Genomic DNA, 26,743 nt, shown 5'->3' with positions numbered 1-26,743 from the left:
ACAGGTCGCTTCTTCGCACCCTAACACGAAGCGTCCGAACGGACCGGTCGAGCTGCCGGGCGAACCGGGACAGAGGAGTTCTCATGAGGAACGTCTATCTCGTTGCCAGCGGCGACCTCAGGCTGTCGGCGAACCGGAACTGCTGGCCCGCTCAGGCCGCCATGGAGGAACAGCTCCGCGGCGCCCTCGCACGCGAGGGCGTGGGCGTGGTTCGCGCGCACGGGTACGACCCGGTGCAGCGCCACGGCTTTCTCGACTCCCAGCGGCGCGGCATCGAGGCCTTCCGCGCGATTCCCCCGGCGGCGCCCCTGATCGTCGCCGAAGCCGTGTGGCAGTACACGCATCACGTCCTGCCCGGCCTGCTGACCCACCGCGGCCCCATCCTGACGGTGGCGAACTGGAGCGGGCAGTGGCCCGGACTGGTCGGCATGCTGAACCTCAACGGCTCGCTGACCAAGGCGGGGGTGAAGTACTCGACCCTCTGGAGCGAGACCTTCGACGATGCGTTCTTCACGACAGGTCTGCGCAAGTGGCTGAAGACCGGCAGGATCGTCCACGACGCATCCCATGTTCGCGCCTTTGCGGACGTGACGATTCCGGGGGGCGCCGCACGCCTCGGCGTTGCTCTGGCCATAGCCTTTCGTGCGCACAAGTCGATCATGGGCATCTTCGACGAGGGCTGTATGGGCATGTACAACGCCGTCGTTCCGGACGAACTGTTGCATCCTCTTGGCATCCACAAAGAGCGCCTCAGCCAGTCGGCCCTGTTCGCTCGCATGCGCACGGTGGCCGACCGCGAGGCACGTGCCGTTGGCGATTGGCTGGGCGCGCACGGCATGACCTTCGCCTACGGCACCGACGACGCCACCGAGCTGACCGAGGCGCAGGTGCTCGCCCAGTGCAAGATGTACATTGCTGCGGTGCGCCTTGCCGCCGAGTACGGCTGCGACACCATCGGCATTCAGTATCAGCAAGGGCTCAAGGACCTGACCCCGGCCTCGGATCTGGTCGAGGGCCTGCTCAATAACGTCGAACGCCCGCCGGTGTTCGACGAGGCCGGCAAGACCGAGCTGTTTGCCGGGCAGGCGCTGCCGCACTTCAACGAGGTCGACGAGTGCGCCGGCGTCGATGCGCTGCTTACCAATCGTCTTTGGACCCGGCTCGGGCTCTCTCCCGAGACGACCTTGCACGACGTGCGCTGGGGGCGATGGATTGGCAACCGCTTCGTCTGGATCCTGGAGATCTCCGGGGCGGTTCCACCGGCGCATCTCGTTGGCGGATACGGGGGCGCTCGTGGCGAGCGCCAACCGCCGATGTATTTTCCGCTCGGCGGCAGTACGATCAAGGGGCTCAGCAAGCCGGGCTGGGTGGTGTGGAGCCGAGTGTTCGTCGCCAGAGGGAGATTGCATTGCGACATAGGCCTTGGCGAGTCGGTGACGGTGCCGCCCGAGGTGGCGGAAGACAACTGGCAGCAGACCACTCCGCAGTGGCCGATGATGCATCTTGTTCTCCGCGGCATCTCGCGGGATCAGTTCATGGCGCGACACAAGGCGAACCACGTTCAGGTGGCCTACGCGCCGACGAGAGCCGCGGCGCGTCGTGCCCTGTTCGCCAAGGCGGCGGCACTGGGCGAGTTGGGCGTCACGGTGGCGTTCTGCGGGACCCTCTAACGGCGGTCCGCGGCGATGCCGAAGTGCGCAATCGGAATTGACTTTGGGACCGAGTCGGGCCGCGCCCTCGTCGTCGAGGCGACCTCGGGCCGTGTGCTCGGGAGTGCCGTACACGGCTACGCCGACGGGACGGTCGCCGCGCGACTGCCCGGGACCTCGATCCGGCTGGAGCCTGACTGGGCCTTGCAAAACCCGCACGATTACCTGGAGACGCTGCGGCGGGCGGTGCCGGAGGCGGTGAAGCAGGCGGGAGTGCGTGCGGAAGACATAGTCGGCATCGGCGTTGACTTCACGTCGTGTACGATCCTGCCTACGGACAGCGACGGACGGCCGCTGTGCGAGCTTCCGCAGTGGCGCGGAAATCCGCATGCGTGGGTGAAGTTGTGGAAGCACCACGCCGCACAGCCGGAGGCGAACCGTATCTGCGAGGTGGCGAGGATGCGCAACGAGCCGTGGCTGCCGCGGTACGGCGGCGTCGTGTCCTCGGAGTGGTACCACAGCAAGACGCTCGAGATCTTGAACGATGCGCCGGAGGTGTTTGCCGCCGCCGCCCGCATCGTCGAGGCGGGCGACTGGATCGTCTGGCAGATGACCGGCGTCCTGCGGCGTAATGCGTGTGCGGCCGGTTACAAGGGACTGTGGCAGCGTGAGTTCGGCTATCCCGACAACGAGTTCTTGTGTGCGCTCGACCCGCGTCTCGACGGCCTCAACGACACCAAACTGGCCGGGGAGATCGTTCCGCCCGGCACGCGCGTCGGAGGGCTGTGCCCGGCGGTGGCGGCCTGGATGGGCCTCGCTCCCGGAACCCCGGTGGCGGCGGCGACTATCGACGCGCACGCCGCGGTCCCGGGTGTCGGGGTGAGCGAGCCGGGGCGCATGGTGCTCATCCTCGGGACGTCGACCTGCCACATGGTCCTGGACCGCGCGAGGCACCTCGTTCCGGGCATCAGCGGGGTCGTCGAGGACGGCATCTTGCCCGGCCTGTTCGGGTACGAGGCGGGGCAGGCGGGTGTTGGCGACCTGTTCGCCTGGTTTGTCGCGCACGGGGTCGGAGCGGCCTACGAGCGCCGGGCGATTGAGCACGGCCTGACGTCGTACGACTTGCTGGAGCGCGAGGCGGCGGAGTTGGAACCCGGAGAGTCCGGTCTACTCGCGCTCGATTGGTGGAACGGCTGTCGAACGCCGCTGGTGGATGCGAGTCTGAGCGGCCTGCTGGTCGGGGCGACGTTACAGACGCGTGCTGCGGACATCTATAGGGCCCTGATCGAGGCCACCGCGTTCGGGACGCGGGTCATCGTGGATACGTTCGCGGCGCACGGCGTCGCGGTGAAGGAGTTGGTAGCGTGCGGGGGGCTGGCGGAGCGCAACAAGTTGCTCTTGCGGATTTACGCGGACGTGACAGGTCGAGAACTGGTGGAGGCCGGTTCGGGTCACGCGAGTGCACTGGGGGCCGCGATGTTCGGGGCTGCCGCTGCCGGTGCCGAGACGAGCGGTGTACCGACAATTGCCGCGGCGGCGGAGCGGATGAGCGGGAGCACGCGTGTGGTGCATCGGCCCCATGCTCGCCACCGGGCGACCTACGATCGGCTGTTTGCCGACTACCGCGCTCTGCACGAATATTTCGGTCGTGGCGGTAACGGCGTCATGCAACGACTCCGTGCGCTGCGCGCGGCGCGATAGAGCCGCCCCGCGGACAGCGGCGCCACCCCTGATTCAGGTAACTTGAGAGTTCCGACTGCTTGCCCGTTGCCCCGGGACTCTGTTAGGGTCGTCGCATTGTGGTGAACAAGGTCATACTCGTGGGGAACCTCGGCAAAGATCCCGAGGTCAGGTTCACGCCAAGCGGTAAGGCCGTAGCGAAGTTCCCGGTGGCGACTTCGGAACGTTGGACGGACCAGGACGGTAACCGCCAGGAACGTACCGAGTGGCACAACGTCGTGGTCTGGGGAAAACAGGCCGAGGCTTGCGGCCAGTACCTGGCGAAGGGCCGGCAGGTATTCGTCGAGGGTTCGATTCGGAGCCGCCAGTACGACGACAAGGACGGCAACAAGCGTTACTTCACGGACATTGTGGCCCGCGATGTGCGCTTTCTGGGCGGTGCCCGCGGGGGCGCGGAGCCGGGTGTCGGCTTACCTCCGGGCGAGCCGGATAGCGGCAACATTGCCGGTGAGGACGACATCCCGTTCTGATGACCCAGCATCATGGCTGCCGCTTTCTCCGACTCGTCGGGGCAGCCCTCCTTGCCGTCGGACTGGTTGCGACGTGGTTGACCCCGGCCGCGGCCGATACCCGGCGCTACCTGTTAAGTCCAGGCAGCTCGATCACCGCCGTCTGCTTGCCTTGCAACGAAGCCCCGGCGCCTCCAGAGCCGTTGTCGGGTTGGTTCGAAGTTACCGTCGTTCCGGGGCAAACTCTGGTCGACTTCGCGGCCGTGACCGGGGTCGATCTGTCGAGCGAAAGCCATAGCGTCGTCGGGCAGGGCTTCCTTCAAACCGTGGGGCCGGACCGGCAGGCGATGGTTCTCGATGTGCGCATCGACGGCGAAACCGTGTTGCTGTCGAGCGGGCAACGACAGGTCGTTTCGCCGACCGGAATCGCCATCGTGCTTTCGTCGCCCCGCGCGGCGGCGAAAACCTACCTGCTGGTGCTGTCCGCGTCGGAGGTCGCGCCCGACGGCCCGGACTTCGATGCCGACGGCATCCTCGATAGTGCCGACAACTGTCCCCACCTCGCCAACCCCGATCAGCGCGACGGGGACGGTGACGGCGTGGGCGACGACTGCGATGCGTGTCCGGCGACGCCCGCGGGTGCGGTGTCGCCGCTGACCGCGGACGGCTGTGCGTTGGTCGACCTGTGTCCGTGCGACGGGCCGCGGGCGGGTGGGGAATGGACCGGTCCGCGCGGCTACTTGCGCTGTGTATCGCGGGCAACGCGAGCGTGGCGGGCTCAGGGCCGGCTGTCTCGCGAGGAGAGTATTGCGGTGATGCGCCGCGCCGCCCGTTCGGGCTGTGGGCGCATGCTCGTGGCGCTGCGCTGATCGACCGGCTCCTCTCCGGTCGCGTCTCACCGCGCCTTGTCGCGACCGCCGTAACCGGAAGTGGATTCCACCGCCGACTCGGTGGCGGCGTTGAGATAAGCGAGAATCGCCGGGGGGTCGAGCCGCTCGTAAGCGAACATCGCCGCGGCACCGAGGATCAGTCCGTAAATGAATTGGCGCATAACGCGAACCCACGGGCATGATAAGCTCTCGGGCACGGCTGGTCAAAACGCCCCGCGGGTCGCCGCCCGCTACCTTGACAAGACAATACCTTTGCCGCAGAGTCAGCCCGCTCTGTCGCGTTGCGCCTGACGGCTGCCACCGCCGAGCCACACGATCGATTTCCCACGAAGGAGGGTGTTGCAGCAATGGCACGTCTGCTGGAAGGCAAGGTTGTGGTCATTACCGGATCGGGTCGAGGAATCGGCCGCGAGGAGGCACTCCTGATGGCCGCGCACGGCGCGAAGATCGTCGTCAACGATCTCGGCGCCCACTTCGACGGCTCCGGGGCGAGCACCAGCCCGGCGCAGGAGGTTGTCAACGAGATCAAGAAGACGGGCGGCGAAGCAGTTGCCAACGGCGACAGCGTCTCCGACTTCAAGAGTGCGAAACGCATCATCGAGTGCGCCGTCGACACGTTCGGCAAGCTGAACATTGTCGTGAACAATGCCGGTATTCTGCGTGACCGGATGATCTTCAACATGGGCGAGGAGGATTGGGACGCGGTCCTTGCCGTCCATTTGAAGGGTACCTTCAACATGACTCGACACGCCTGCGAATACTGGCGCGAGGAGCACAAGAAGGGCAACGTCCTCAATGGGCGCGTGATCAATACGTCGTCCGACTCGGGCCTGCTCGGCAACGTCGGCCAGTCCAACTACGGTGCCGCCAAGGCGGCCGTGGCGCTCATGGCGATCACCATCGACCGCGAGATGGCGAAGTATGGCGTGACGTGCAACGCCATCGCTCCCGTGGCGCGCACGCGACTGACCGTCGAAGCGACGCCGTCGACCGCGGCGCTCATGGGTCAGGAGGTCAAAGAGGGCGAATTCGACGTCTTCAGCCCACGCAACGTCGCGCCACTGGTCGCCTGGCTGGGGAGCGATGACGCCGCCGATGTGCATGGCGAGGTCTTCCGCGTCGGTGGCGGCACCGTCTGGCTCATGAAAGGCTGGCACTCGGCGGGCAAGGTGCAACAGCGTGCCACGTGGGAACCCGAGTCGCTCGGCGCCAAACTGAAGGCGGAGCTGAACAAGGGAATCACCCGCAAGGAAAGCATGGCGGACGTCTTTTCCGAAGGCATGTAGCGCCACTCAGGGACTACCGGGGCCGGCGTTTGCGCCGGCCCCGGTCGATGCCCGTGCGGACTTATCGAAAGATCCTCTTCATCTGCCACGCCAACACGAGCCGCAGCGTCATTGCGGAGGCGTTGCTGAAGAAGATGCTGGCGGAGCGGGCCCTCGATAAACAACTTACGGTGGAATCCGGCGGCGTGGCCGCATACGCACGCGACGGGGCGCTGGTGTCGATGGACGCGCGCCTCGTACTGCGCGAGGACGGTATCCATGTGCCGGCCGACACGGTATCCACGGATCTCAAGCGCAACCGCCATCTCATTGCCGATGCCGATCTCATACTCGCCATGACCGCGGAGCAGGTGCGCATGCTGCACGAGGCATTTCCGGAGGCTGCGGGCAAGCCGGTGTTTACCCTGAAGGCATTTGCCGGTGGCGAGGGCGACATAGAAGACCCGGTGGGCGGCGGCGACGCGGTGTACGCGGCTTGCCGTGACGAGATCAAGGCCTGTCTCGAGCGTGCCATCGATCGCCTTACCCCGGCGGCGCCGGGCCCCGTTTAGCGGTGAAGGGATCGCGCCATGTTCATAAACCCACCGTATGCGGTGATTCCCGGTTCCCTCGATAAGAGGGCAGCGGAGCGGGCCGTGCCTGTCGCTGGGGCGGCCGCGGTCATGGACCGCCTGTCGACCGCGTGCCGCGGGCTTTTCTGACGGCGATGCACTGGGACACCCGCTTCTCCGAGGTGATCTGTCGATGCCGCATTTTTTCTGTGCGCCGTGACAGCAATCGATCGCAGAGCACGGGACAGGAGTTCGACTTCTTCGTGATCGAGTCGGCGGATTGGGTCAATATCGTGCCGCTGACATCGGATGGCCGCGTTGTCATGGTCCGCCAATTCCGCCACGGCGTTCGGGCGCTGACTCTCGAGGTCCCGGCGGGCATCGTCGATCCGACCGACGCCTCTCCGGCCGTGGCGGCGGAGCGTGAGTTACGCGAGGAGACGGGGTACGCCGCACGCCGGGTCGAGCCGCTGGGGGTGGTGCATCCTAACCCGGCCATCATGAACAACCACTGCCACATCTTTGTCGCCCGCGACGTGACGCCGGCGGGCCCACCGCAGTGGGACGGCACCGAGGAGCTTGAAGTGGTGACGGTTCCTCTCGCGGCGATACCGGATCTCATGCGCTCCGGCGGGGTGTCGAACGCCCTGACCGTGACGGCCTTTCACCTGTTGGCGCTGGCGGATTCGGCACCGGGCGCTTGATCTCGGCCCGGCGAAGCCGAGCGGCGGGCGTTTTGCGCCGGCGCTGCGCTACAGTATGAAGGGTCTGACACCGGGAACGAGAGGAGATGCTCGCATGAGTAACGCCAGGGTGACCGAGCGGATCGCCGCCTGGGTCGCGCAGACCCGCTTCGAGGACATCCCGCGACGCGTTATCGAGGAGGCCAAGAACCAGATTCTCAGCGTTCTGGCTGCGGTCCACGCGGGCCATTTTTCCGAGGCCGGAAAGGTAGTGACCAAGGCCCTGCGCGACTGGCCCGCCGGTAAAGACGCGACCTTCATTCCGACGGGCGAACGCATGCCGTTGCACACGGCGATCATGGGCAACGCCGCACTCAGTATGGCGTTGGACTACGACGACTACCTGTTCGCCGGGCACACCGGGCATTCGTCGGTCCTGGTGACCCTGGCCCTGGCGGAAAAGATCGGTGTGAGCGGCAAGGACTTCCTTCTGATTCAGACTCTGGCGAACGAAGTGGGGGGACGCCTCGGCGCTGCTGTGGTCCTAGGACCGCACAATGGTCAGCAATGGAGCTTCATCCATCTTGCCGGCGGCGCTCTGGCGACGGCGCGGGTACTTGGGCTCGACGCCGCGCGTACCTGCGCGGCGCTCGGTCTGGCCCTCGGGCAGCCAACTTGCCCGTTGCGGCCCGCGTTCTTCGGGTCGGATGCCAAAGTGTTACTCGCGGCCATGACGGCCCCGACCGGTGTGCAGGCCGCGCAGTTCGCGGCAGCTGGACTGCAGGGGTTCGACGCCATCATCGAACACGAGGACGGGCTGGTCAGGAGCCTCGGGACACAGCCGCTCATGGGGGCGTTCGAGGGCCTCGGACGCGTCTGGCTGAGCGATACGCTGTCGTTCAAGAACTATCCGGGCTGCGCCTATATCGACACCGCGATCGACTGCGTGCTGGCTCTGGTCCGCCAGCACAACATCGATGCACGCAAAGTGAAGTCGGTACACGTGGGGGCCGGACCGCTGACCCTGGGCATGGATGCGCTGGCGGCGCCGTATTTGCGTGGGGTCGACAGCCTGCCGTCGACGCTCAATTTCACGGTCGGGTACAACGTGGCCGTGGCGCTCAGCGACCGAGAGCTCACGGCGCGGCAATTCTCCCGCGAGCGGATTCGTGACGCTGCCGTCTGGGAGCTGGCGCGCCGAGTAACGGTGGATCTCGACGAGGCGATGGCGGACCGGATGCGCGAGCGGGCACTGGTGCGCAGTGTCGGCGAAGGCGGCGAGGAACGCTGGCAGCTCGATCTCGGTACCGTCGATCTGGCCGGCTTCAAGGCCTCGTTCGGGGCGCGAGTGCGCGTCGATATGGAAGATGGAAAGCACTTCGAAGCCGAGCAGGAAGTGCCCTTCGGCGGTGCGGGTCGCTCGGCCGACGAGCGGCGGCGCAGCGTCGAAGAGAAGTTCCGGCGGGAGACGCGTTACACGCTGCGCAAAGAGAAGATGGAACGGGCCATCGATCTGGTGCTCCATCTCGATCAGGCTAACGCTGCCCAGGTGCGGGAGCTGGTGCGGCTCTGTTGTTCGGAGCGCGCGTGACCGATGATGTACGCTGGCCCCGACATGAGCCATCCGTCGGTACTGCAATCCGCAGCTCTCAAGCGGATTCCGGGGCTGGTCCACGGATTTTGCGGACGACGCGGTGGCGTTAGCAGCGGGCCGTTTGCGTCGCTTAACGTCTCCCGCAGAGTCGGCGACGACGCGGGGGCCGTGCGGGAGAACTGGCGCCGGGTGCAGTCGCTGGCCCCGCCGGGGGGACACTTCGCGACGATGCAACAGGTCCACAGTACGAACGTGGCTGTGGTCGGCAATGACGCGGCGGATGCGGGCGAGGCCGACGCTCTGGTAACGGTGGCGGCGGGCGTCTGGCTTCCGGTCCTCACCGCCGACTGCGTACCGGTGTTTCTCGTGGCTCCGCGAACGCGTGTGGCGGCGGCCGTGCATGCCGGCTGGCGCGGCGCCGCCGCGGGTATCGTGCAGCGGACGTTGCGGCTGCTCGGGGAGGCGTACGGTGTCGGGGCGGGGGAAGTCGTGGCGGCACTGGGGCCGGCAATCGACGGTTGCTGCTACGAGGTGGGGTCCGAGGTTGCGGAGGCGCTGGCAAGCTGCGCGAACGCCGCGCCGGCCGAGGACGTGTGGGCTACGGCGGCGGGATCGGGAAGAGCCAGAGTCGACTTGCGTGCGTGTCTCACCGGGCAATTGATCGGGGCCGGCGTGTCGCCCGGGCGCGTCGCCAGGGTGGGTCCGTGCACGCGCTGCGCTGCCGGCGAGTACTTCTCGCATCGCGCCTCGGGGGGGCAAACGGGACGACAGGTGAGCTTCGTTGGATGGCGTGCGGCGCTTTGAAAGGCTGGCAACGTTTGGTAGCTTGACGGTGGAGGGTCGATCGATGAAACGTTTGCTTGTCGCCGCGGCGGTCAGTTTGTGCCTGTGGGCAGCGGCCGGGCGGGCGGTGGCCTTGCCCGACGACTACGACGATACCCAGTCGCATCCACTTCGGGTGATCGCTTATATGATGAACCCGTTCGGCTTTGCGGCCGAGTGGTTGGTTTTTCGCCCCTTCCACTACGTGGTGACGCGGCCGTATCTCGAACCCGTCTTCGGCCACAAGCGGCACGCGGAGATTAGGGTCTACTGAGGCGATCAGCCGCCGGGAGTCCTCCGAGGCGACGGTGCGCGGTTGCCCGGAGCGGCGGTTGTCGGCGTGCCGATCGTGTATCGCCGTAAGGACGGGTTCTACGTACGCGCCAAGGCGGAAGGCTTTCGGGCGCGTAGCGCATATAAGCTAATTGAGATTTCCCGCCGGGTAGGGTTGTTCCGGCCCGGCGATGCAGTCGTCGATCTCGGGGCATGGCCGGGCGGGTGGATGCAAGTGGCTGCCGCCGCGGTGGGCGAGGGGGGTCGGGTCATTGGTGTCGACCTGCGCAAGACCGACCCGCTTCCCGGGGCCGCTAACGTCACCTGCCTGTGCGGCGATATCGCCGACCCGGAGGTCCGCGCCCAGGTTGTCGCGGCGTGTGCGGGCCGGGCCGACGTGCTGTTGTCGGATCTGGCCCCCCACCTGAGCGGAGTGCGCGCTCGGGACGAGGCGCGGATGATGGCGCTCGCCGATTTGGTCCTCGACCTGACCACCGACGTGCTCCGTCCGGGCGGGCATCTGGTCATCAAACTGTTTACGACCCCGGACACGCCGGGATTCCTGGCGCGTCTCCGACAGCGGTTCCGCCGAGTGACGACGACCCGTCCGGAGGCGACCCGCAAGGGATCGGCGGAAATGTACGCCGTTGCTGTGAGGTTTGCCGGTCCCCCCCGGACCGCCTGATCCGCATGGGCGGTCTCATGCGGTGCGTCGCCGGGCCGCAACTCTAAGCCCGGAGCCGGCCACCCGGAGAGGGGAGGGACCCACCCTCCTTGCTCCCGCTCCGGTTTCCGTCCCGTCGGTTTCTTCGACGGGTTGCCGGACCCGCCGCTCCTTTTGCCACCTCGATCGCCCGAAGAGTCAGCTTCGATCATGCTGCCGCAAGTGGCCTGAATTTCGCTTTGCCTGAGGCTGTGCGAACCCGCAGATGCAGGATCGAGTTTCAGGGGGGAGGGCCGAGTCAAGGGGTCGGAGCAGGTACGGCGAGGGCGTTCTGATCCAGAATAGAATCTGGTTCTCTTAGGCGCGCGGAGGACAGTGCGGTGGGTGGACTGCTGCAGACAGCGGAGGGGGGGAGTGGGCTTGGCAAGCGACTTAGTCGTCTGTTCACGGCTTCGTTGTCCGACTTGAACCCGCTGCGCGGCGAGGAGCCTTACCTTGCGGTGGATATCGGGTCGAGCACGATCAAGGTCGTCGAGGTACGCGGCAAGGTTGGTCATTTGCGCGTGTTGAACGCGGCGACGCTACCGACGCCGGCCGGCGCAATCCAGAACAACATGGTGTTTGAGACCGACGCGGTCGCCGAAGCCGTGAAGGCGCTGCGAGAAAGTTGTGGAATTCGCGCTAGGAAAGTAATTACCGCCGTCCCCGGTCCAGCCGTGATCATCAAGCGCGTGACGCTGCCGGTGCAGACCTCGCAGGAGCTGGAGAACACCATCCTGTTCGAGGCGGGCAACTTCATTCCCGAGGACCTCGATAACGTCAATCTCGACTATCAGGTCACCGACTACCTCGAAGACGGCAAGCGCATGGAGGTGCTGTTGGTGGCGGCGAAGAAGGATATCGTCGCCAGCTACTCCGAGACGGTACGTGCGGCCGGTCTGCTGCCGGTGTTGATCGATGTCGACTACTTCTGCCTCGAAAACATGTTCGAGGTCAGCTACGAGCCGCCCGAAACCGGTGCCATCGCGTTGGTCAACATCGGTGCCCGGTACTCGTCGATCAATATCATGAAGGCGGGCCGCTCGACCTTTACCGGCGACGTGCCCGTCGGGGGGCGCGACTTGAGCGAAGCGCTGATGCGGGACCTCGGCGTCGACGCCGAGCGGGCCGAGGTGCTCAAGGCCGGCGGTGCGGCCGACGACGACCTGGCGGAACAGGTGGCCGGCGTGCTGGAGGCGGGCACGGCATCGCTGATCGACGAGATTCACCACGCCTTGAGCTTCTTCTGGACCGCGGCGACCGACGAGACCATCGACAAGGTCTACCTGAGCGGCGGTATGGCGCGGATGCCGGGCTTTGCGCAGCAGCTTTCCGAGCGGGTGCAGGCCCCGGTGGAGATTGCCAACCCGTTCGCCAACGTCGAGATCGATCGCCAGGTGGATACGCCGGCCCTGCGCCAGCAAGCGCCGGAGTTTGCCGTTGCCATGGGCCTGGCGATTCGGCGCCCGGACGACAAATGATCCGCATCAACCTCCTCGCACTCAAGGAAGTCCAGCGCGCTCTCGATCGGCGCCGACAGGTGTCGATCGCGCTCCTCAGCCTTGCGGTTGCCGCTCTGGTGATGGTGGTCCCCTACGTCCTCCAGGGTATCGAGATGAGCCGTCTCGAACGGGAAATCGACGCACTGAATGCGGAGGTGGCCAAGCTGAATCAGCAGGCCCGCGAGGTGCGCGATCTGGAGCGCAAGCGCGCCGACTTGCGGGCCAAACTCAAGGTCATCGCCGACCTGCAGAACCGGCGCGTTGGACCGGTCCGGGTGCTGGAGGACTTGAGCGGCGCGACACCGGAGAAACTGTGGCTCGTCGATTTTACCGACAGCGCGGGGCAGGCAACGATCACTGGCATGGCGCTGGACAACCAGACCATCGCGACGTTCATGCGCCAGCTTCAGGCCTCGAAGTACTACTACGATGTCGACCTGGTCGAAGCCACGGAGAGCGTACCCTCGCGTGGCAGTCCGGAGAGCCAGGGCGGAGTGGTCTTCAAGAAGTTCGTCGTCAAGGCGCGGCTCGACTACACCGGTGCTGACGGCGTGCCGCCGCCGGGGTCGGAAGTCACCGGGAAGGGGGCTGCGGCGCCATCGGGCGCGGCGGCCGGCGGTCAGGGGACATGAACGAGTACATCGAACGCCTTCTCGATCTGCCGCCGAACCAGCGCTTGCTCCTGCTGGTCGGCGCCCTTGCGGTATTGCTCGGATCGTATGGGTTCTTCTTGTTCATGCCGCGTAGCGAGCGGATCGCGACCCTCGAGCTGAGCCGCGAGCAGGTGCAGCAGGATCGCGACCGCAAGGCGGCGCTCCTCGCCAACCTGGAACAGACCCGTCAGGAGGTCGCCAATCTCGACGCCGAGCTGCGGCGCGCGGTAGCGCAACTTCCCGACACCAAGGAAATCCCCGACCTTCTCAGTACGATCTCGTCGCTCGGGCGCGAAGCCGGACTGGAGATCACGCAGTTCAAACAAAGGCCCGAGCAGTACGAGGAGTTCTACGCTGTCGTCCCGGTCGACATCGTGGTCCGTGGGACCTTTCACCAGGTCGCTGCCTTCCTCGACAGCGTCGGCCGCATGGCCCGTATCGTCAATATTGCCGACGTCCACATGAAGGCTCCCCCGAAGATCGAGAACAGCAGTGTCGATCTGGAAACCACTGCCGTCGCCGTGACCTTTCGCTTTCTTGACGAGGCCGAACGCGAGCGCATCGCCAAGCAGCGAGAGAAAGAAAAGAAGTCGTCGCCGTGAGCGTGATGATACTGCGGTCGTTATCGGTCTGGCTGCTCTGTTTGCAGGTGTGTGCCGTGGCATTGGCGCAGGGCATGCCGCCGCCCGCTCCCGAATTCACGCCTGGCACCGGCTACGTCGCGACGGGGCGGCGCGATCCGTTCCGGCCCTTCACGCTCGATATGCGGCCGGACGTGCCGCGCGTCGCGCTCACGCCGCTGCAGCGGTACGAGCTCGGGCAACTCACCGTCGTCGGGACCGTATGGGCCGTCAATCCGCCGCGCGCGATGCTCGAAGATAGCGCGGGTATGGGTTTCATCGTGACCATCGGGACGCCGATCGGTCGCAACGGGGGGGTGGTGACCGGGATCGAACCGGAGCGCGTTATCGTCGAGGAGCGCTTGATCGACTTGTACGGCAAGGAACAGGTCAACCGGGTCGTCATGGAGACACCAAAGGACGATCCGGCCAAAGCAGGACGGGAGCAAAAATGATGCGACGGAGCTGGTCGGGTGGGTTTCGATGCGGCGTCGCCCTCGTGCAGCTCGCGACCCTCGCCGCCTGCGCGCGGCCGGCGACACGAGGGCAGGCGCCGGTCCCCGAGGATGTTACGTCGACGTCTATGGCGATGCCTGACGGGGCTACGGCAGGGGATGCCGTCGCGGCCGACGTGCAGCGAACGGTGGCCACCGCGCCGATCGGCGTGCGCGAAATCAAACTCATCGACGACAACGGACAGCAGGGACTGTTCACCAAACTGAGCGGTCCGCCGGCCGCCCTCACGCATTTCACGATGACGCAGCCGCCGCGGGTGGTGATCGATATCGCCGGCGCGGCGGGTGTCACCGCCGCGCCCGAGGCCACCTACGCCGCCGACAACCCCGTTGTGGAAAGCGTGCGGGTGGCTGGACGTGACGGCAGCATTCGCCTGACCGTCAATCTGCGCGGCGACACCGTCCCGAGCTATACCGTCAGCGACCTCAACGAGACCGTGGTCGCGTTCTTCGGCGAACCCGGCGGCGGGTCGGCGCCCGTGGCCGAGCAGGTGCTGTTGGCGCCGCGCGCCGAAGATGTCGCGCCGCGCACTGCCGCTCGCCCGCGGCCGGCGCCTCCGCCGGTGCCGCGCCGGCGGCCCGCTCCACCACCGGTCGAGCGCAGCGGCGCTCCCGGCGACTTCGCCGCCGCCGAGCCCGTCGACGCTCCCAGTCCCCGGCCCACCCCGAAGTTGTACTACGGACAGCATGTTTCCCTGGATTTCAAGGACGCCGACGTCAACAACGTATTGCGCCTGCTCGCCGAAGTGAGCCGACTGAACATTGTCGCCACCGACGACGTGAAGGGGCGTGTCACCTTGCGGCTCTTCGATGTTCCCTGGGACCAGGCTCTCGACATCCTGCTCCAGGTTCTCAACCTCGAGAGCGTGCATGAGGGCGACGTCATCCGCATCTCGACGGTGAAACGGCTGCGCGAGGAACGCGAGGAGCAAGCCAGGGCGCAGGAAGCCCAGAAGGCGGTCGAACCCCTGGAGGTCGAATACATCCGCGTCAATTACGCCAAGGCCAGCAAACTGGCGGAGTTGATCAGCGGCGCGGCCGCGCGCACGCGCGGCCAGCAAACCACGCGCGGGGCGCGCCAGGAGGACGGCGTGCTGTCGAGCCGGGGCAGCGTCTTCTCCGACGAGTACGCCAACATGCTGATCGTGCGCGATATCAGGCGCGGTATCGAAAACGCCCTCGAACTGGTGCGTAAGCTCGATGTGCAGACTCCGCAGGTGCTCATAGAATCGAGCATCGTCGAAGCCACCACCGACTTTGCCCGCGACCTCGGCGTGCAGTGGGGCTATCGCTACCTTGCCGGACCCGCGGTCGGCAGCTCCACCGGAGTCAACTTCCCCGGTGCGATCGGACTCGGCGGCTCGGGTCTCGGCACCGGCGGCGGGGGAGTGCCGTTCATCGCCGATTTCCCTGCCGCCGGCGTGGTGCCGGGCTCGGGCACGGCCCTCGCCCTCGCCCTGGGATCGCTCGATGGCAGCCAGTCTCTCGATGTCCGCCTGACGGCCCTGGAGAAGGAGGGCAAGGCGCGCATCATCTCGCGACCCCGAGTGGTGACCCTGAACAACGTTGCGGCCACGATCAAGAGCCTGCGGATTCTCCGGGTCAAGCTGCCTTCCACCGGCACGGTCATCAACACCGGCGCCGGCGGCGCCGCCGGCGGCCAGTCGACGGCAACCGAGAAGATCGAAACCGGTATAATCCTCGTAGTCACACCGCAGGTGTCATCCGACGGTTTCGTGCTGCTCGACATGTTCGCCAAGTCGAGCACCGCCGACTTCGCCCAACAGGTCGACCAGATCCCCACGGAAGTCAGCCGCGAAGCGAACTCCCATATCCTCGTCAAGAACGGGCAGACGATCGTTCTGGGCGGCATCTATCGAGATAACCTGAGCGACGCCGTCACCGGCGTGCCGTTCCTTCGCGATATCCCCGGACTGGGCTGGCTGTTCCGGACCAACAGCACCAAGAGCACCCGCGAAGACCTCCTCGTGTTCCTGACGCCTCGCATCGTCGGTGGCGGAGGTACCGGCCTGCCGACGGCGGAAAGGCTGTGGGAGCATCGTGGCGTTCGGAAGGAAGGCTGAACGGGCCGGAAAGGACCGCACGACACGATGAGCGTGGTGGTTCTCACTGGGATCATGGGTACCGGTAAGACCAGCGTTGGAAGGCGTCTGGCCGAACGCATGGGCACTTCCTTCGTCGATACGGACGAACGCATCGAAGCCTCGGCCGGTATGTCGATCTCCAAGATCCTCGCGACCCGGGGCGAATTCTTCTTTCAGGAACTCGAAAGCCGGGTCCTCGCCGCCGTCCTCAACGACGGAACGGTGGTTGCGACCGGCGATAGCGCCATCATGGACCCGGCCAACGAGGCGTTGATGCACGATGCCGGCCCGGTGATCTGCCTGACGGCGGACGTCGACACCATCCTCGGACGTAGCGTGAACCACGGTGTTCCTCGGGACCTCGGCCCGGAAGCGCGACGGGTGCGCATCGCACGCCTGCTGGCCGAGCGCGCCGATGCGTACGGGCGGGCCGATCTCTGTATCGATACCTCGCACCGCAGCGTTGACGCGGTGGTCGACGAGATCGTCGCCTACCTGCGCCGCCATGCAGTGAACGGGAACGCCGCATGACCAGATCGCGACCGGCGGCGAATGCGGCGACCGCTACTGTCAGGGTGGGTCTGGGCGAGCGCGCTTACGACATCGTGATCGGCTCCGGCGTTCTCGACGACGTCGGAACGCAGCTTGCCGCCGTGACCCGACCGGGGCAGGCGGTGGTGATTTCCAACCCGGTCGTCGGCGGGCTGTTCCGGGCCCGCGTCACCGCGGCGCTCGCGACGGCCGGATTCCGTGTCGCCGCGATCGAGATCCCCGACGGCGAGGAGCACAAGAACCTCGCGTGGGTGGCTTTCGCATACGAGCGGCTCATCGAGGCGCACGCCGACCGCTCGACCCCGGTGCTCGCCCTTGGTGGCGGCGTGATCGGCGACCTGGCCGGCTTCGTCGCGGCGACGTACCTGCGCGGCGTGCCGTTCGTTCAACTGCCGACCACGCTGCTGGCACAGGTCGATTCGAGCGTCGGTGGGAAGACGGGAGTCAACCTGCCCGCCGGAAAGAACCTCATCGGAGCCTTCTACCAACCGCGACTGGTGCTCAGCGACATCGCCGCGCTGCACTCGCTGCCAAAACGCGAGTTCCTCGCCGGCCTCGCCGAGGTCATCAAGTACGGAATCATCCTCGACGCCGAGCTGTTCGCCCTCGTCGAAACCGAGCTGGCCCGGGTCATGGCCCGGGACGAGGGTCTGCTGCGCACCATTGTCCGCCGTTGTTGCGAATTGAAGGCAACGGTAGTCGAGCGGGACGAACGGGAAGCCGATCACCGAGCCATACTCAACTTCGGTCATACGCTCGGCCACGCCATCGAGGCGCTGACCGATTACCGGCGGTTCCTGCATGGCGAGGCGGTGGCGATCGGCATGGCCTTCGCGGCGCGGGTCTCGCGGAGCCGCGGGTTCTGCGACGACGAAACGGTACGGCGGATCGTGACGCTGCTGACACGGGCCGGGCTGCCCGTGGCGGTGCCGCCCGACGCGGCGGGCCAGGCACTCGTGTTGGCGATCGAGACGGACAAGAAGGTTGCGGGCGGCAAGGTGAAGTTCGTGTGCGTTGAAGCCGTCGGGCGCAGCCGCTTCGAGCTGCTGGCCGCCGACGTTATTGCCGCGCAGGCGACTGCGTAAGGTACGACCGGTGATCAGGAGGATGACATGCAATTCAATCGCGCCGTGACGACAACCGCAATGCTCGCCGTATTGCTGTGGAGTTGTGGCTCGACGACGGACAACGACCAGCAGGTGATGCGCTTCGTCGGCTTCGACGGCAACAATATCGACCAGCAGGACTCGGTCAATCCGGGTAGCGCCGCCGTCGACGTCGATCCCAGTCTCTGCACGGTCGACTTCATATTCAGCGAGATCACTTTCGAGCTGTTTACGGAGACCATCTTCAACGCGACCTTCATCAACGAGCAGAAGCAGGACATCGTCCTGCGCAAGTATCGCCTCAGCTTCGATCCGATCCTCGGCCTCGGCGATGTCGAGTACGATATCGCCGCGAATCTGCTCGGCGGCTTCTGCTCCAACGTCGAAGGGCGCCGCTGTGCGGTCGACAACGACTGTATCGTTCCCGGGCAGACCAGCGCTACGTTTGCCTGCCTGAAGACCCCGACCACCGTCGGCGGTCTTCTGTTGATCGACTTCCTGACCAAGGAGCGCATCAAGGGTAACGTGCGCGCACTCGGCCGGGCGACCAACGTAAAGATCGCTTTCACGGGCAACGACCCGGTGCGGACGTATACGGTCGAAACCGCTTACACGATCACCTTCGATGAATTCTGCAACTGTCCGAGCGGACAGTTCTGCGTTCCCAGCGACATGCTTCCGCAGTGACGCGGACGAGCCCGAGTATGAGGAGAGGGGCCATGAGACGCGCGATCGGCCGGCATACGTGGGCATCCCTGATGCTGGCGGCCCTCGTGGCCGCGTGCGGTGGTGGAGGCGGAAGCGGCAGTGGTGGCGGTTCCGCGGGTGGGGCGTCGCCGACGCGAGCGCCGTCGCCCACGCCGCCGCCGTCGGCAACCCGGGTCGCTTCGCCATCGCCGACGCCGCAGGCGACGTCGACGCCGAGGCCGGCCACCGTCATCAACCAGAACACGGTCTATACGAGCGACGGGTCGATAACCCTCGCGGTCGACGACGTCGTCGTGGTCAACGGCGAAACCCAGGAGTTCCAGGTTACGCTTCTCGATCGCAACGACCGGCCGCGCGCCAATCAGCCGATCTACGTCTCCGCCGGGTCCGGGCTGCAGGTCCTCACCCCGCCGGACGGAAAAGGCTTCACCGACGCCGGCGGCGTTCTCAACGGCACGTTCCGGGGGGTGCACGACGGGGCATCCGAGCTGCTGGCGACGGCAACCGACTTCCCCGGTATGACCGTGCCGTTCGTCCTGATCGTGCGCGGCTCCGGCGGGCGAACTCCGACGACCACGCGCACCGGCACCGTCGGCCCGACGCAGACGCCCACCCCGCAGCCGTGCGAGAGTCTCCGGACCATCATCCTCCTTGCCGATCCGATCAACATCAGCGGACAGAGCGGCGGCACCGTGACCGTCAACGCCTTCGCGTTCGACCAGAACAACCTGCCGGTGCAGAACGTGAACATCCTTTTCGACGTCGATCCGCGAATCTCGCCCTTCTCGCCGCAGGTGGTTGCCACCGACAACGCCGGCAATGCGGTGTCGCAGCTCGTGCTGCCGCCGGACACGCCGTTCGGGCAACTGAAGCTGACGGCGTCAGCGTGCGGCATCAGCGGCACCAACACGGTCAACGTGGTGTCCGGGGGGAGCAATAAGCCTGTGGCGGCGATCGTTCTCGAGGCCGACCCGCCGTCGGTAGGGAACGAGGTCGGCGGGACGATCAATCTGAAGGCTTCCGTCTTCGATGCCGACAACAACCCGATCAATGACATCGACGTGCTGTTCATCACTTCGGTCGGAAGAGTGAATCCACTCGTCGACCGCACCAAGGTGGTGGGGTCGCAGGGCGGCGTGGCGACCTCGCTTGTCGAGGTGCCCGTCGGCGTCGTGGCGCTCGATACTCCGTACCAGGTGCGTGCCACCGCCGGCGGAGTCACGGGTTCGGCGTCATTCTACGTCGTCCAGGGGCGGGTGCCTCCCGGCGGACGCATTCCCGGCGTGCCGCCGGGCGAGCCGGCCGAGATCGTCCTCGGGGCGAGTCCGACCCGTATTCAGGTGTCCGGCTCGGGTGGCGTGACTCTCAGCTCCGTACTGGGCCGCGTGTTTGACAACGGCGGTAATCCGCTTGCCGGTGCGCGCGTGTACTACCATGTGGTCTCTTCGCAGAGCGCCGAAGGCGCGGTGATCTTACCGCCGCCGACCGGAGGGACTCCGGCGCCCACGCCGGCGGCAACCACGCTGTGCAATCCCGACGATCCGTCGGTCCTTTCCGACGTTGCGGGCTTTGCGGTGATCCAGCTCCGAGCCGGGACGGGTGCCGGGCCCGTGACCGTCGCGGCGTGTACGGATACGACCGTGTATGGGGTGCCGAAACCGCTGATCGAGCAACAGACCGTGGTTACGGTCACCTCCGGCCCGGTGAGCCGCATCGGTCTGGCGATCAACAGCTTCTTCATCGACAACAACGACGGCACCCTGCTCGCGACCGCCAGCGCCATCGTGATCGACGCCCACGGCAATACCGTCGAGGATGGCACCCCGGTGTTCTTCGAGATGATGCTGCGGCGCATTTGTTCGGGCGGTCCGCGCGACGGCGAAACGTGCGGCAGCAGCACGGAGTGCGACGGCGGTACCTGCGTCGAAGACCCGTTCGACCCCGCGCGCAACGTCGTCGTTTCGAGCAACACGACCACCAATGCGTTGCCGCCGTGCGATGTGAGCCAGTTCCCTGTGCAAACCGGAATTCCGGTGAGTTCGCAACCGGGTGACGCCATCACCTGCATCAAGTACCCCATCATCCAGAGGGGCAGCGAAATCCGCGTGCGGGCCAGCGCCGGCGGCGTCGTCAGCAGCGTGGGAGGCACGGCACTGACGCTGCCCGGCGTGCTCAACGATCTGGTTGCCCGCGTCGTGCCGCCAACGATCTCCGTCAGCAACGCCGCCGAGGGCATCGGCGTGGTTCGCGCCACCATTTCCGCCGCCAACCTCCAACCCGTGGAGAACGTGCGCCTGCGGTTCATGACCACCGTCGGCAGCATCGACCGCTCCGTCCTCACCGATGCCAACGGCGAAGCCAACGCCACCCTGGTTATTCCCCCCGGCACCGCCACGGGAACCGGTACCGTCCGCGTTGCCGGTGGCGGTATCCAGCTCGAAAACGTCGAGTTCTCGATCAAGAATACGGGCGGCGGTACGACCCCGACCCCGGGCAGCGCCCAGCCCGCGGCGATCGAGTTCATCGGCGCCCAACCGCAACAAATCGGCGTGCGCGGATCCGGCCTGCCGGAACAGTCGGTTCTAACCTTCAGAGTGACCGATTCGTTCGGCGACCCCGCCGCCGGCATGACGGTGAAATTCTCCCTGGCGCGCGTGTCGACCGAGTCGCTGGCGCCGGCGCAGGCCGTCACCGACGACAACGGCGAGGTGAAGGTAACCCTGACCAGCGGCCAACGGGCCATTAGCGTTCAGGTCACCGCCTACATGGATACCCCGCCGCTGATCACCCGCTCGACGGCCGTGAGCATACTCGGCGGTCCGCCGTCGCAGCCGAATTTCAGTCTCACCCACGAGTTCGCCAACATTTCCGGCCGCGTGACCTTCGGCCTCGAGGACGCACTGGTAGCCTTCGTGGCGGACCGGTTCGGCAACCCGGTCCCGCCGGGGACGGCGGTGACATTCACCACCCTCGGCGGCGCGATCGGCAAACAGACGCCGACCAACGAACTCGGCCAGGCCGGCGGCGTTCTCGTGTCGCAAGCCCCCGTGTCGGACAACGGTATCGTCGCGAGTCTGGCGACGACGCGTGGAGAGCGGCCTTTCGTCGACACCAACGGCAGTGGCGTGTGCGACGAGGGCGACGAGTTGCTGCTAATCTCCGAACCTTACTACGACGAAAACTGCGACGGCGTGCATCAGGACGGCGAGCAGTTCGTGGATCTCAACTTCAACGGCATCTGGGATCTCGATCAGGGCAGCGGCACCGTTTCCTGCAGCGAGCCGGTGGTGATCTTCGAATCGATTTGCACCACGTTCTCCGCCCACACTCGTGTGCTCCTGCTGCGTTCCGGCAGCAGCACCGTGCCGGCGGGCGGGTCGGTGGATTACACCCTGATCGTCAGCGACAATCCCGATCCGATCGGAAGCCCCGGTGTCGGCAATCCGATTGTCGGTGGATCGACCATCAACGTCTCAGTGAGCGGGCGCCGCGGACGTGTCCTCGGGATCAGTTCGTTCACGCTGCCGGACGCCCAGACCAACAACGTTATCGTCGACGGCATCAGCCGCTTCTTTTTCACGATTAACGACAACTCGCCGACCTCGACCGAGAGCTCGACCGATGCGGTGATCGTGGAAATCGATTCTGACGTCGACTCGTTGCCCGCGGGCGGGAACGGTTCGGTGACCGTGCAGGATGCAATCACATTCGAGGCGGCACCAACGCCCACCCCGACCATCGAGCCGAGCGCGACGCCGGTGCCGAGCGCGACGCCGGTCCCACCGACGCCGGCCGTCGTACCGACGCAGGCCGCTCTGCGCGCGGGCACCGGGGCTCCGCCGACCAGTTGCAACGGTGTCAGTCAGACTTTCATTGTCAGTGGCGGCGCGCCGCCGTTCACGATTGCTGCCGGCGGTGGCTGTCTGAGTGCGACCAGCGTTCCGACCTCCGGCGGCTCCGTGACCTTCACCGCCGGCGATCTGCCGGGTAACTATACCCTGACGGTCAGCGACGCCCTCGGACGCACCGCCTCCGCAGGCGTCACGGTCGAAGGGCCCGCCACACCGACCCCGACCGTTACCGAGCCGCCCGTGGCGACCCCGACGGTTACACCGACCCCACGGCCGACCCCGGGCGCCGCCTTCATCCGACTCGATCTGTTCGTGAACCAGCGCAGCGACAACGGCGACGGCAGCTTCACCAGCGTGATCGGCGCGCTGGTGACCGATGTCAACGGCGTTGCCATCGGTGACGGCGTGGCCGTCGAGTTCAGCCTGGTGAGCCCGGTCGCCGGCGTGTCGGTGACCAGCCCCGGCCTGAGCCACCAGCCGCCGCCGTGTACGGTGAACTTCACCGTGGTGCCGCAGCCCGGTGACGCGCTGTCGTGCATCAAGTACATCCAGAGCCTGCAGGGAACCTCGGTGTCGGTCCGCGCCCGCGTGCAGACCGCCAGCGGCGGCACTCTTGAGGACGTCCGGCCCATCCTGCTTCCGGACAACCGGCCGACGCCGACGGCGAGCTTTACCCCCGTTCCGGCGACCGAGACGCCGACGCGCACACCGACGGCGACGCCCGCGGCCGCCAACATCCGCGTCGCGCTGTTCGTCAACCAGGCGTCGAACAACGGCGACGGCACGTTCAGCAGCGTGATCAGCGCCCTGGTGACCGACAGTACGGGCGCCGCGGTGCAGAACGGTATCCCGGTGCAGTTCAGTCTGGTGAGCCCGGTTCCGGGAGTGTCGGTGACCAGTCCGGGCCTTACCGGCGCGGGTGCCCCATGCACTCTGGGCTTCCCGGTCGTGGCTCAGCCCGGCGATGCGCTGTCGTGCATCAAGTACGACCAGGCCCTCAGCCTGACGTCGGTCACTGTCCGTGCCGAGGTGTCCACGGGTTCGGGAACGGTCAGCAACACGCAGGCGCTCGTTCTTCCCGATCTGCGGCCAACCGCGACCGGTACGAAGACGGCGACACCCAGCCCCACCCAGACGCCGACGAATACCGAAACGTTCACCCCGACTCACACTTTCACCCCGACGATGACCCCGACGCGCACCGCGACGGCGACGCCGGTGGCAGCGCACATCCAGGTGGCGCTGTTCGTGAATCAGGCGTCGAACAACGGCGACGGGACGTTCAGCAGCGTGATCAGCGCGCTGGTGACCGACAGCACGGGGGCAGCGGTGCCGAACGACGTGCCGGTGCAGTTCAGCCTCGTCGCTCCGGTGCCGGCCGGCGTGTCGGTGACCAGCCCCGGTCTCACCGGCCGGGCGCAACCCTGCACGCTGGCGTTCCCGGTGGTGCCACAGCCGGGCGATGCCCTGTCGTGCGTGAAGTACAACGCCGCCCTCGGCGGCACGACGGTGACCGTGCGGGCGACGGTGAGCACGGGCTCCGGTACGATCAGCGATACCCAGGCGATCGTACTGCCGGATATGCGGCCGACGCCGACGGGGACGAAGACGTCGACACCGACGTTCACCCCGACGCCCACCAACACGCCGACGTTCACGCCGACCCCGACGAACACTCCGACGGTGACGCCGACCCAGACGCCGACGCCGAGCACGACGCCGACGGCAACGCCAGCGGCGGCTAGTATCGTCGTGGCGCTGTTCGTCAATCAGGCATCTAACAACGGCGACGGGACGCTGAGTTCGGTTATCAGCGCCCTCGTCACCACCAGCACAGGGTCGGTCGTGCCCAACGGCATTCCTGTGCAGTTCAGTCTGGTGCCGCCAGTGCCCGGCGTATCTGTGACCAGCCCGGGATTCACCGGTCAGGGCGCGCCGTGCCAGCTCGGCTTCCCGGTGGTGCCGCAGCCGGGAGATGCGCTGTCGTGCATCAAGTTCAGTCAGGCCCAGCAGGGCGCGACCGTGACCGTGCGGGCTACCGTCGCCACGGCCGGAGGCGGCAGCATCTTCGACGATGCAACCATCGTGCTCCCCGATCTGCGGCCGACGCCGACCCCGACCAACAGCGTGCCGCCGACGATAACCAACACCCCGACGTCCACGCCGACACTGCCGCCCGGCGCCGCCACGTTCACGCCGACGGCGACCGCCACGGCACCCGCCGGCTCCGTGCAGTTCCTCGGGGCCGTGCCGCCGACCATCGGCGTGCGGGGTTCCGGTCTGCCGGAGCAGTCGACCCTCACCTTCCGGGTCACCAACACGATCGGTCAACCGATTCCCGGCATCGCGGTGCAGTTCGTGCTCAGCGGTACCGGCTCCGAAACCCTCAATCCATCCAGCGCCACGACCGATGCGTCGGGGGATGCGAGCACTACCGTCACCAGCGGCATTCAGGCCTCCAGCGTCAGAGTGGTGGCGACGGTGATCAGCAACCCGTCGATCAGCGGGCAATCGACTGCAGTGAGCATCCTCGGTGCGCCGCCGGCGTTCAACAGCTTCAGCGTCGCGTCGGCGAAACAGAACATTGCCGGACGCCTGCAGTCCGGCCTGCAGGACACCGTCTCGGCCTTCGTCAACGATCGTTTCGGAAATGCCGTGCCCCCGGGCACTGCCGTGTCGTTCATCACCAACGCCGCCAGCGTCGTCAGTCCGACGACCACCGACGCCTCTGGTATCGCCACGGCGACCTTACTCAGCGAGGGCATCTTCACGCCCACCGGCATCGTTACCGTGATGGCCTATACCCGTGGCGAGGAGTCGTTCGTCGACAACAACGGCAACGGCATTTTCGACACCGGCGTCGACCTCATCCTCACCGACGACGAGCCCGAGCCGTACATCGACTTCCGGCCGTACCCGCCGCTCGATGCGGCCTGCCCGATCGCTCCGCCGAGCCCGCTGTGCAACGACATGTTCAACGTGAACACGCAGTTCGAGCGGTTCATCGACCTGAACGCCGACGGTATCTGGGACGCGCAGGGGACGACGCTGGTGTGGGACAACAATATGGTCGTTTTCGACAAGACCTGGGTGACGTTCTCGGGTCCCCTGCAGGCCGTGACGGTCGATAGTTGCAGCAGCCCGCCGTGCAACCCGTTCAACATCCCGAACGGCGGGTCGATGACCTTTACGATCAACGTGCACGACGACCTCCGTAACCCCATCGTCGGCGGATCGACGATCAACGTTACCGCCACAGTCGGTACGCTGGCCGGCGGCAGCATCACGGTTCCGGACGTGCAATCGTTCAATCAGCTCGTGCTGGGTGCAACGCAGTTCCAGTTCGTGCTCTCGGACCCCGACCCGACGACGACGCAGGCGACGCCGACAACCGTGAGCGTCACCATCCAGTCCGTCAACGGGAACGGAACGTTCATCGTGGCGACGGGCACCGTGAATTGAGCTGCGTCTTGACTGCGGAGGCGATGAGGCACGGAGGCTGAACCAAAAGACGATCGGGGGATTCGGTCAGACCGCGTGCGGGGCGGGCGTGTCAATGCGGAAGGGCTGGCGTGCTGCCGCTCTCCTTTGATAGAGGCGGCGGCATGATGGCCAAGGCGAAGAAATCCGATCTCGTGCCGCACGTGCTGGTCGTGCACGGGCCGAACCTCAACTTACTCGGCAGCCGCGAACCTGACGTATACGGGCGGGAGACGCTGGCGGACATCGACGCGAGCCTGCTCGAGCTTTCACATGCACTCGGATTGGCGTTGCAGACTTACCAGTCGAACAGCGAGGGCGCGCTGGTCGATCGCATTCAGGCGGCGCGCGGGACCGCGGATGTCATCGTCATCAACGCCGGGGCGTACACGCACACCAGTGTGGCGATTCGCGATGCGCTGCTCGCCAGCGGTCTGCCGGTGGTCGAGGTGCACCTGTCGAACACATACAGGCGAGAGGACTTCCGGCACCGTTCGCTGATCGCCGACATTGCGGTCGGTCAGATTGTAGGATTCGGCGCGGAGAGCTACCGGCTCGGTCTGCGGGCCGCCGCCGCGCTGTTGTCGCGGCGGGGGGCGGCGGGCTAGTTCCACGGCCGACCGGAAGGCGCCGGTCTTCACCCTGGTTTCGCCTCGCCGGTGTTCTTCCGACCCTTGCGTGTGCTGAGGCGTTCGCGTATTGCGTGCGGAGTAGCTCCCTGTCTCGGGGAGCGTTCCCGAGCGCCGGTCGTGCGACTGTGTGCTGCCGCTGTGTGCGGTGAGTGTAGCTCAATCGGTAGAGCACTGGACTGTGGCTCCAGGGGTTGAGGGTTCGAGCCCCTTCACTCACCCTTGATTTCCCGGGTCCTTCCGGTCCTTCCGGGTCGGACCTTCAGAACACACTGAAACAGCTGAGTTTCGCTCGAATAGATTACCCCCCGCAGAGGCTTATCGAGGCATTTTCGGCGCCGGGATGGCGGCTGTAAGCTGCGGCGGCCTCGCGCAGGCTGTG

Annotated in this window: 21 protein-coding genes, 1 tRNA gene and 1 pseudogene; 22 read left to right on the top strand and 1 reads right to left on the bottom strand. The window is 66.4% G+C overall.

The window, feature by feature from the left end:
- The first annotated feature begins 83 nt into the window (after positions 1–83).
- From L6Q96_07700 to L6Q96_07685, 4 genes and pseudogenes are all read left to right on the top strand, one after another.
- On the top strand, positions 84–1,670 hold the full coding sequence (locus L6Q96_07700; protein ID MCK6554451.1) for a fucose isomerase: 1,587 nt from the start codon (positions 84–86) through the stop codon (positions 1,668–1,670).
- Positions 1,671–1,685: 15 nt separating this feature from the next.
- Positions 1,686–3,350 carry a ribulokinase gene (locus L6Q96_07695; protein MCK6554450.1) on the top strand — a complete coding sequence of 555 codons (1,665 nt, stop codon included), beginning with the start codon at positions 1,686–1,688 and terminating at the stop codon, positions 3,348–3,350.
- A 95-nt stretch (positions 3,351–3,445) separates the two neighbouring features.
- Positions 3,446–3,859, top strand: a complete 414-nt coding sequence (locus tag L6Q96_07690) for a single-stranded DNA-binding protein (GenBank protein MCK6554449.1) — start codon at positions 3,446–3,448, stop codon at positions 3,857–3,859.
- A 491-nt stretch (positions 3,860–4,350) separates the two neighbouring features.
- Positions 4,351–4,458 (top strand): annotated as a pseudogene (locus L6Q96_07685) (thrombospondin type 3 repeat-containing protein).
- Positions 4,459–4,733: 275 nt separating this feature from the next.
- On the opposite strand, the gene L6Q96_07680 reads toward L6Q96_07685, so the two are convergent.
- A complete protein-coding gene (locus tag L6Q96_07680) occupies positions 4,734–4,889 on the bottom strand; it encodes a hypothetical protein (GenBank protein MCK6554448.1) in 156 nt (51 codons plus the stop codon).
- A gap of 186 nt (positions 4,890–5,075) precedes the next feature.
- Here L6Q96_07680 and L6Q96_07675 point away from each other — a divergent pair, with 186 nt between their 5' ends.
- The 18 genes from L6Q96_07675 (at position 5,076) to L6Q96_07590 (ending at position 26,582) form a co-directional block, all read left to right on the top strand.
- The gene (locus tag L6Q96_07675; GenBank protein ID MCK6554447.1) at positions 5,076–6,014 is read left to right on the top strand and encodes an SDR family NAD(P)-dependent oxidoreductase; all 939 of its coding nucleotides are present in this window, start codon (positions 5,076–5,078) and stop codon (positions 6,012–6,014) included.
- Between the two features lie 53 nt (positions 6,015–6,067).
- Positions 6,068–6,565 (top strand): low molecular weight protein arginine phosphatase, encoded by a 498-nt coding sequence (locus L6Q96_07670; protein MCK6554446.1) that lies wholly within the window; start codon positions 6,068–6,070, stop codon positions 6,563–6,565.
- A gap of 131 nt (positions 6,566–6,696) precedes the next feature.
- Entirely contained in the window at positions 6,697–7,269 is a 573-nt protein-coding gene (locus L6Q96_07665; protein MCK6554445.1) for an NUDIX hydrolase, read from the top strand.
- A 94-nt stretch (positions 7,270–7,363) separates the two neighbouring features.
- Entirely contained in the window at positions 7,364–8,839 is a 1,476-nt protein-coding gene (locus L6Q96_07660; GenBank protein ID MCK6554444.1) for an MmgE/PrpD family protein, read from the top strand.
- Positions 8,840–8,842: 3 nt separating this feature from the next.
- Entirely contained in the window at positions 8,843–9,646 is an 804-nt protein-coding gene (gene pgeF, locus L6Q96_07655; GenBank protein MCK6554443.1) for a peptidoglycan editing factor PgeF, read from the top strand.
- 43 nt (positions 9,647–9,689) lie between these two features.
- Positions 9,690–9,938 (top strand): hypothetical protein, encoded by a 249-nt coding sequence (locus L6Q96_07650; GenBank protein ID MCK6554442.1) that lies wholly within the window; start codon positions 9,690–9,692, stop codon positions 9,936–9,938.
- A gap of 42 nt (positions 9,939–9,980) precedes the next feature.
- Positions 9,981–10,622: an RlmE family RNA methyltransferase gene (locus L6Q96_07645; protein MCK6554441.1), complete on the top strand. Its 642-nt coding sequence runs from the start codon at positions 9,981–9,983 to the stop codon at positions 10,620–10,622.
- Positions 10,623–10,981: 359 nt separating this feature from the next.
- Complete coding sequence (locus L6Q96_07640; protein MCK6554440.1) at positions 10,982–12,121, top strand: pilus assembly protein PilM; 1,140 nt, start codon at positions 10,982–10,984, stop codon at positions 12,119–12,121.
- Complete coding sequence (locus tag L6Q96_07635; protein MCK6554439.1) at positions 12,118–12,774, top strand: PilN domain-containing protein; 657 nt, start codon at positions 12,118–12,120, stop codon at positions 12,772–12,774. The genes L6Q96_07640 and L6Q96_07635 overlap by 4 nt, the downstream gene beginning before the upstream one ends.
- Entirely contained in the window at positions 12,771–13,397 is a 627-nt protein-coding gene (locus tag L6Q96_07630) for a type 4a pilus biogenesis protein PilO (protein MCK6554438.1), read from the top strand. The genes L6Q96_07635 and L6Q96_07630 overlap by 4 nt, the downstream gene beginning before the upstream one ends.
- A 5-nt stretch (positions 13,398–13,402) precedes the next feature.
- Complete coding sequence (locus L6Q96_07625; protein MCK6554437.1) at positions 13,403–13,870, top strand: pilus assembly protein PilP; 468 nt, start codon at positions 13,403–13,405, stop codon at positions 13,868–13,870.
- A gap of 134 nt (positions 13,871–14,004) precedes the next feature.
- The gene (pilQ, locus tag L6Q96_07620) at positions 14,005–16,014 is read left to right on the top strand and encodes a type IV pilus secretin PilQ (GenBank protein MCK6554436.1); all 2,010 of its coding nucleotides are present in this window, start codon (positions 14,005–14,007) and stop codon (positions 16,012–16,014) included.
- Between the two features lie 27 nt (positions 16,015–16,041).
- Complete coding sequence (locus L6Q96_07615; protein ID MCK6554435.1) at positions 16,042–16,566, top strand: shikimate kinase; 525 nt, start codon at positions 16,042–16,044, stop codon at positions 16,564–16,566.
- The gene (gene aroB / locus L6Q96_07610) at positions 16,563–17,672 is read left to right on the top strand and encodes a 3-dehydroquinate synthase (protein ID MCK6554434.1); all 1,110 of its coding nucleotides are present in this window, start codon (positions 16,563–16,565) and stop codon (positions 17,670–17,672) included. The genes L6Q96_07615 and aroB overlap by 4 nt, the downstream gene beginning before the upstream one ends.
- 27 nt (positions 17,673–17,699) lie before the next feature.
- Positions 17,700–18,380 (top strand): hypothetical protein, encoded by a 681-nt coding sequence (locus L6Q96_07605; GenBank protein ID MCK6554433.1) that lies wholly within the window; start codon positions 17,700–17,702, stop codon positions 18,378–18,380.
- A 32-nt stretch (positions 18,381–18,412) separates the two neighbouring features.
- Positions 18,413–25,714, top strand: a complete 7,302-nt coding sequence (locus tag L6Q96_07600) for an Ig-like domain-containing protein (GenBank protein MCK6554432.1) — start codon at positions 18,413–18,415, stop codon at positions 25,712–25,714.
- Between the two features lie 146 nt (positions 25,715–25,860).
- Positions 25,861–26,340 carry a type II 3-dehydroquinate dehydratase gene (gene aroQ / locus L6Q96_07595; GenBank protein ID MCK6554431.1) on the top strand — a complete coding sequence of 160 codons (480 nt, stop codon included), beginning with the start codon at positions 25,861–25,863 and terminating at the stop codon, positions 26,338–26,340.
- 169 nt (positions 26,341–26,509) lie between these two features.
- Positions 26,510–26,582, top strand: a tRNA-His gene (locus tag L6Q96_07590).
- Positions 26,583–26,743: the final 161 nt, after the last annotated feature.

It is taken from the genome of Candidatus Binatia bacterium (assembly GCA_023150935.1).
GTDB lineage: Bacteria > Desulfobacterota > Binatia > HRBIN30 > HRBIN30 > JAKLJW01.
Note: the sequence above shows the minus strand (reverse complement) of the source record. Positions and strands in the feature narration are given on the sequence as shown.

Bases quoted from the DNA above. Each gene is read 5' to 3' on its own strand.
- L6Q96_07700 (MCK6554451.1), top strand. From the start codon at position 84: ATGAGGAACGTCTATCTCGTTGCCAGCGGCGACCTCAGGCTGTCGGCG.
- L6Q96_07625 (MCK6554437.1), top strand. From the start codon at position 13,403: ATGATACTGCGGTCGTTATCGGTCTGGCTGCTCTGTTTGCAGGTGTGT.
- L6Q96_07695 (MCK6554450.1), top strand. From the start codon at position 1,686: ATGCCGAAGTGCGCAATCGGAATTGACTTTGGGACCGAGTCGGGCCGC.
- L6Q96_07615 (MCK6554435.1), top strand. From the start codon at position 16,042: ATGAGCGTGGTGGTTCTCACTGGGATCATGGGTACCGGTAAGACCAGC.
- L6Q96_07600 (MCK6554432.1), top strand. From the start codon at position 18,413: ATGAGACGCGCGATCGGCCGGCATACGTGGGCATCCCTGATGCTGGCG.
- L6Q96_07650 (MCK6554442.1), top strand. From the start codon at position 9,690: ATGAAACGTTTGCTTGTCGCCGCGGCGGTCAGTTTGTGCCTGTGGGCA.
- aroQ (MCK6554431.1), top strand. From the start codon at position 25,861: ATGGCCAAGGCGAAGAAATCCGATCTCGTGCCGCACGTGCTGGTCGTG.
- L6Q96_07605 (MCK6554433.1), top strand. From the start codon at position 17,700: ATGCAATTCAATCGCGCCGTGACGACAACCGCAATGCTCGCCGTATTG.
- pilQ (MCK6554436.1), top strand. From the start codon at position 14,005: ATGCCTGACGGGGCTACGGCAGGGGATGCCGTCGCGGCCGACGTGCAG.
- aroB (MCK6554434.1), top strand. From the start codon at position 16,563: ATGACCAGATCGCGACCGGCGGCGAATGCGGCGACCGCTACTGTCAGG.
- L6Q96_07680 (MCK6554448.1), bottom strand. From the start codon at position 4,889: ATGCGCCAATTCATTTACGGACTGATCCTCGGTGCCGCGGCGATGTTC.
- L6Q96_07635 (MCK6554439.1), top strand. From the start codon at position 12,118: ATGATCCGCATCAACCTCCTCGCACTCAAGGAAGTCCAGCGCGCTCTC.
- L6Q96_07675 (MCK6554447.1), top strand. From the start codon at position 5,076: ATGGCACGTCTGCTGGAAGGCAAGGTTGTGGTCATTACCGGATCGGGT.
- L6Q96_07630 (MCK6554438.1), top strand. From the start codon at position 12,771: ATGAACGAGTACATCGAACGCCTTCTCGATCTGCCGCCGAACCAGCGC.
- L6Q96_07660 (MCK6554444.1), top strand. From the start codon at position 7,364: ATGAGTAACGCCAGGGTGACCGAGCGGATCGCCGCCTGGGTCGCGCAG.
- pgeF (MCK6554443.1), top strand. From the start codon at position 8,843: ATGATGTACGCTGGCCCCGACATGAGCCATCCGTCGGTACTGCAATCC.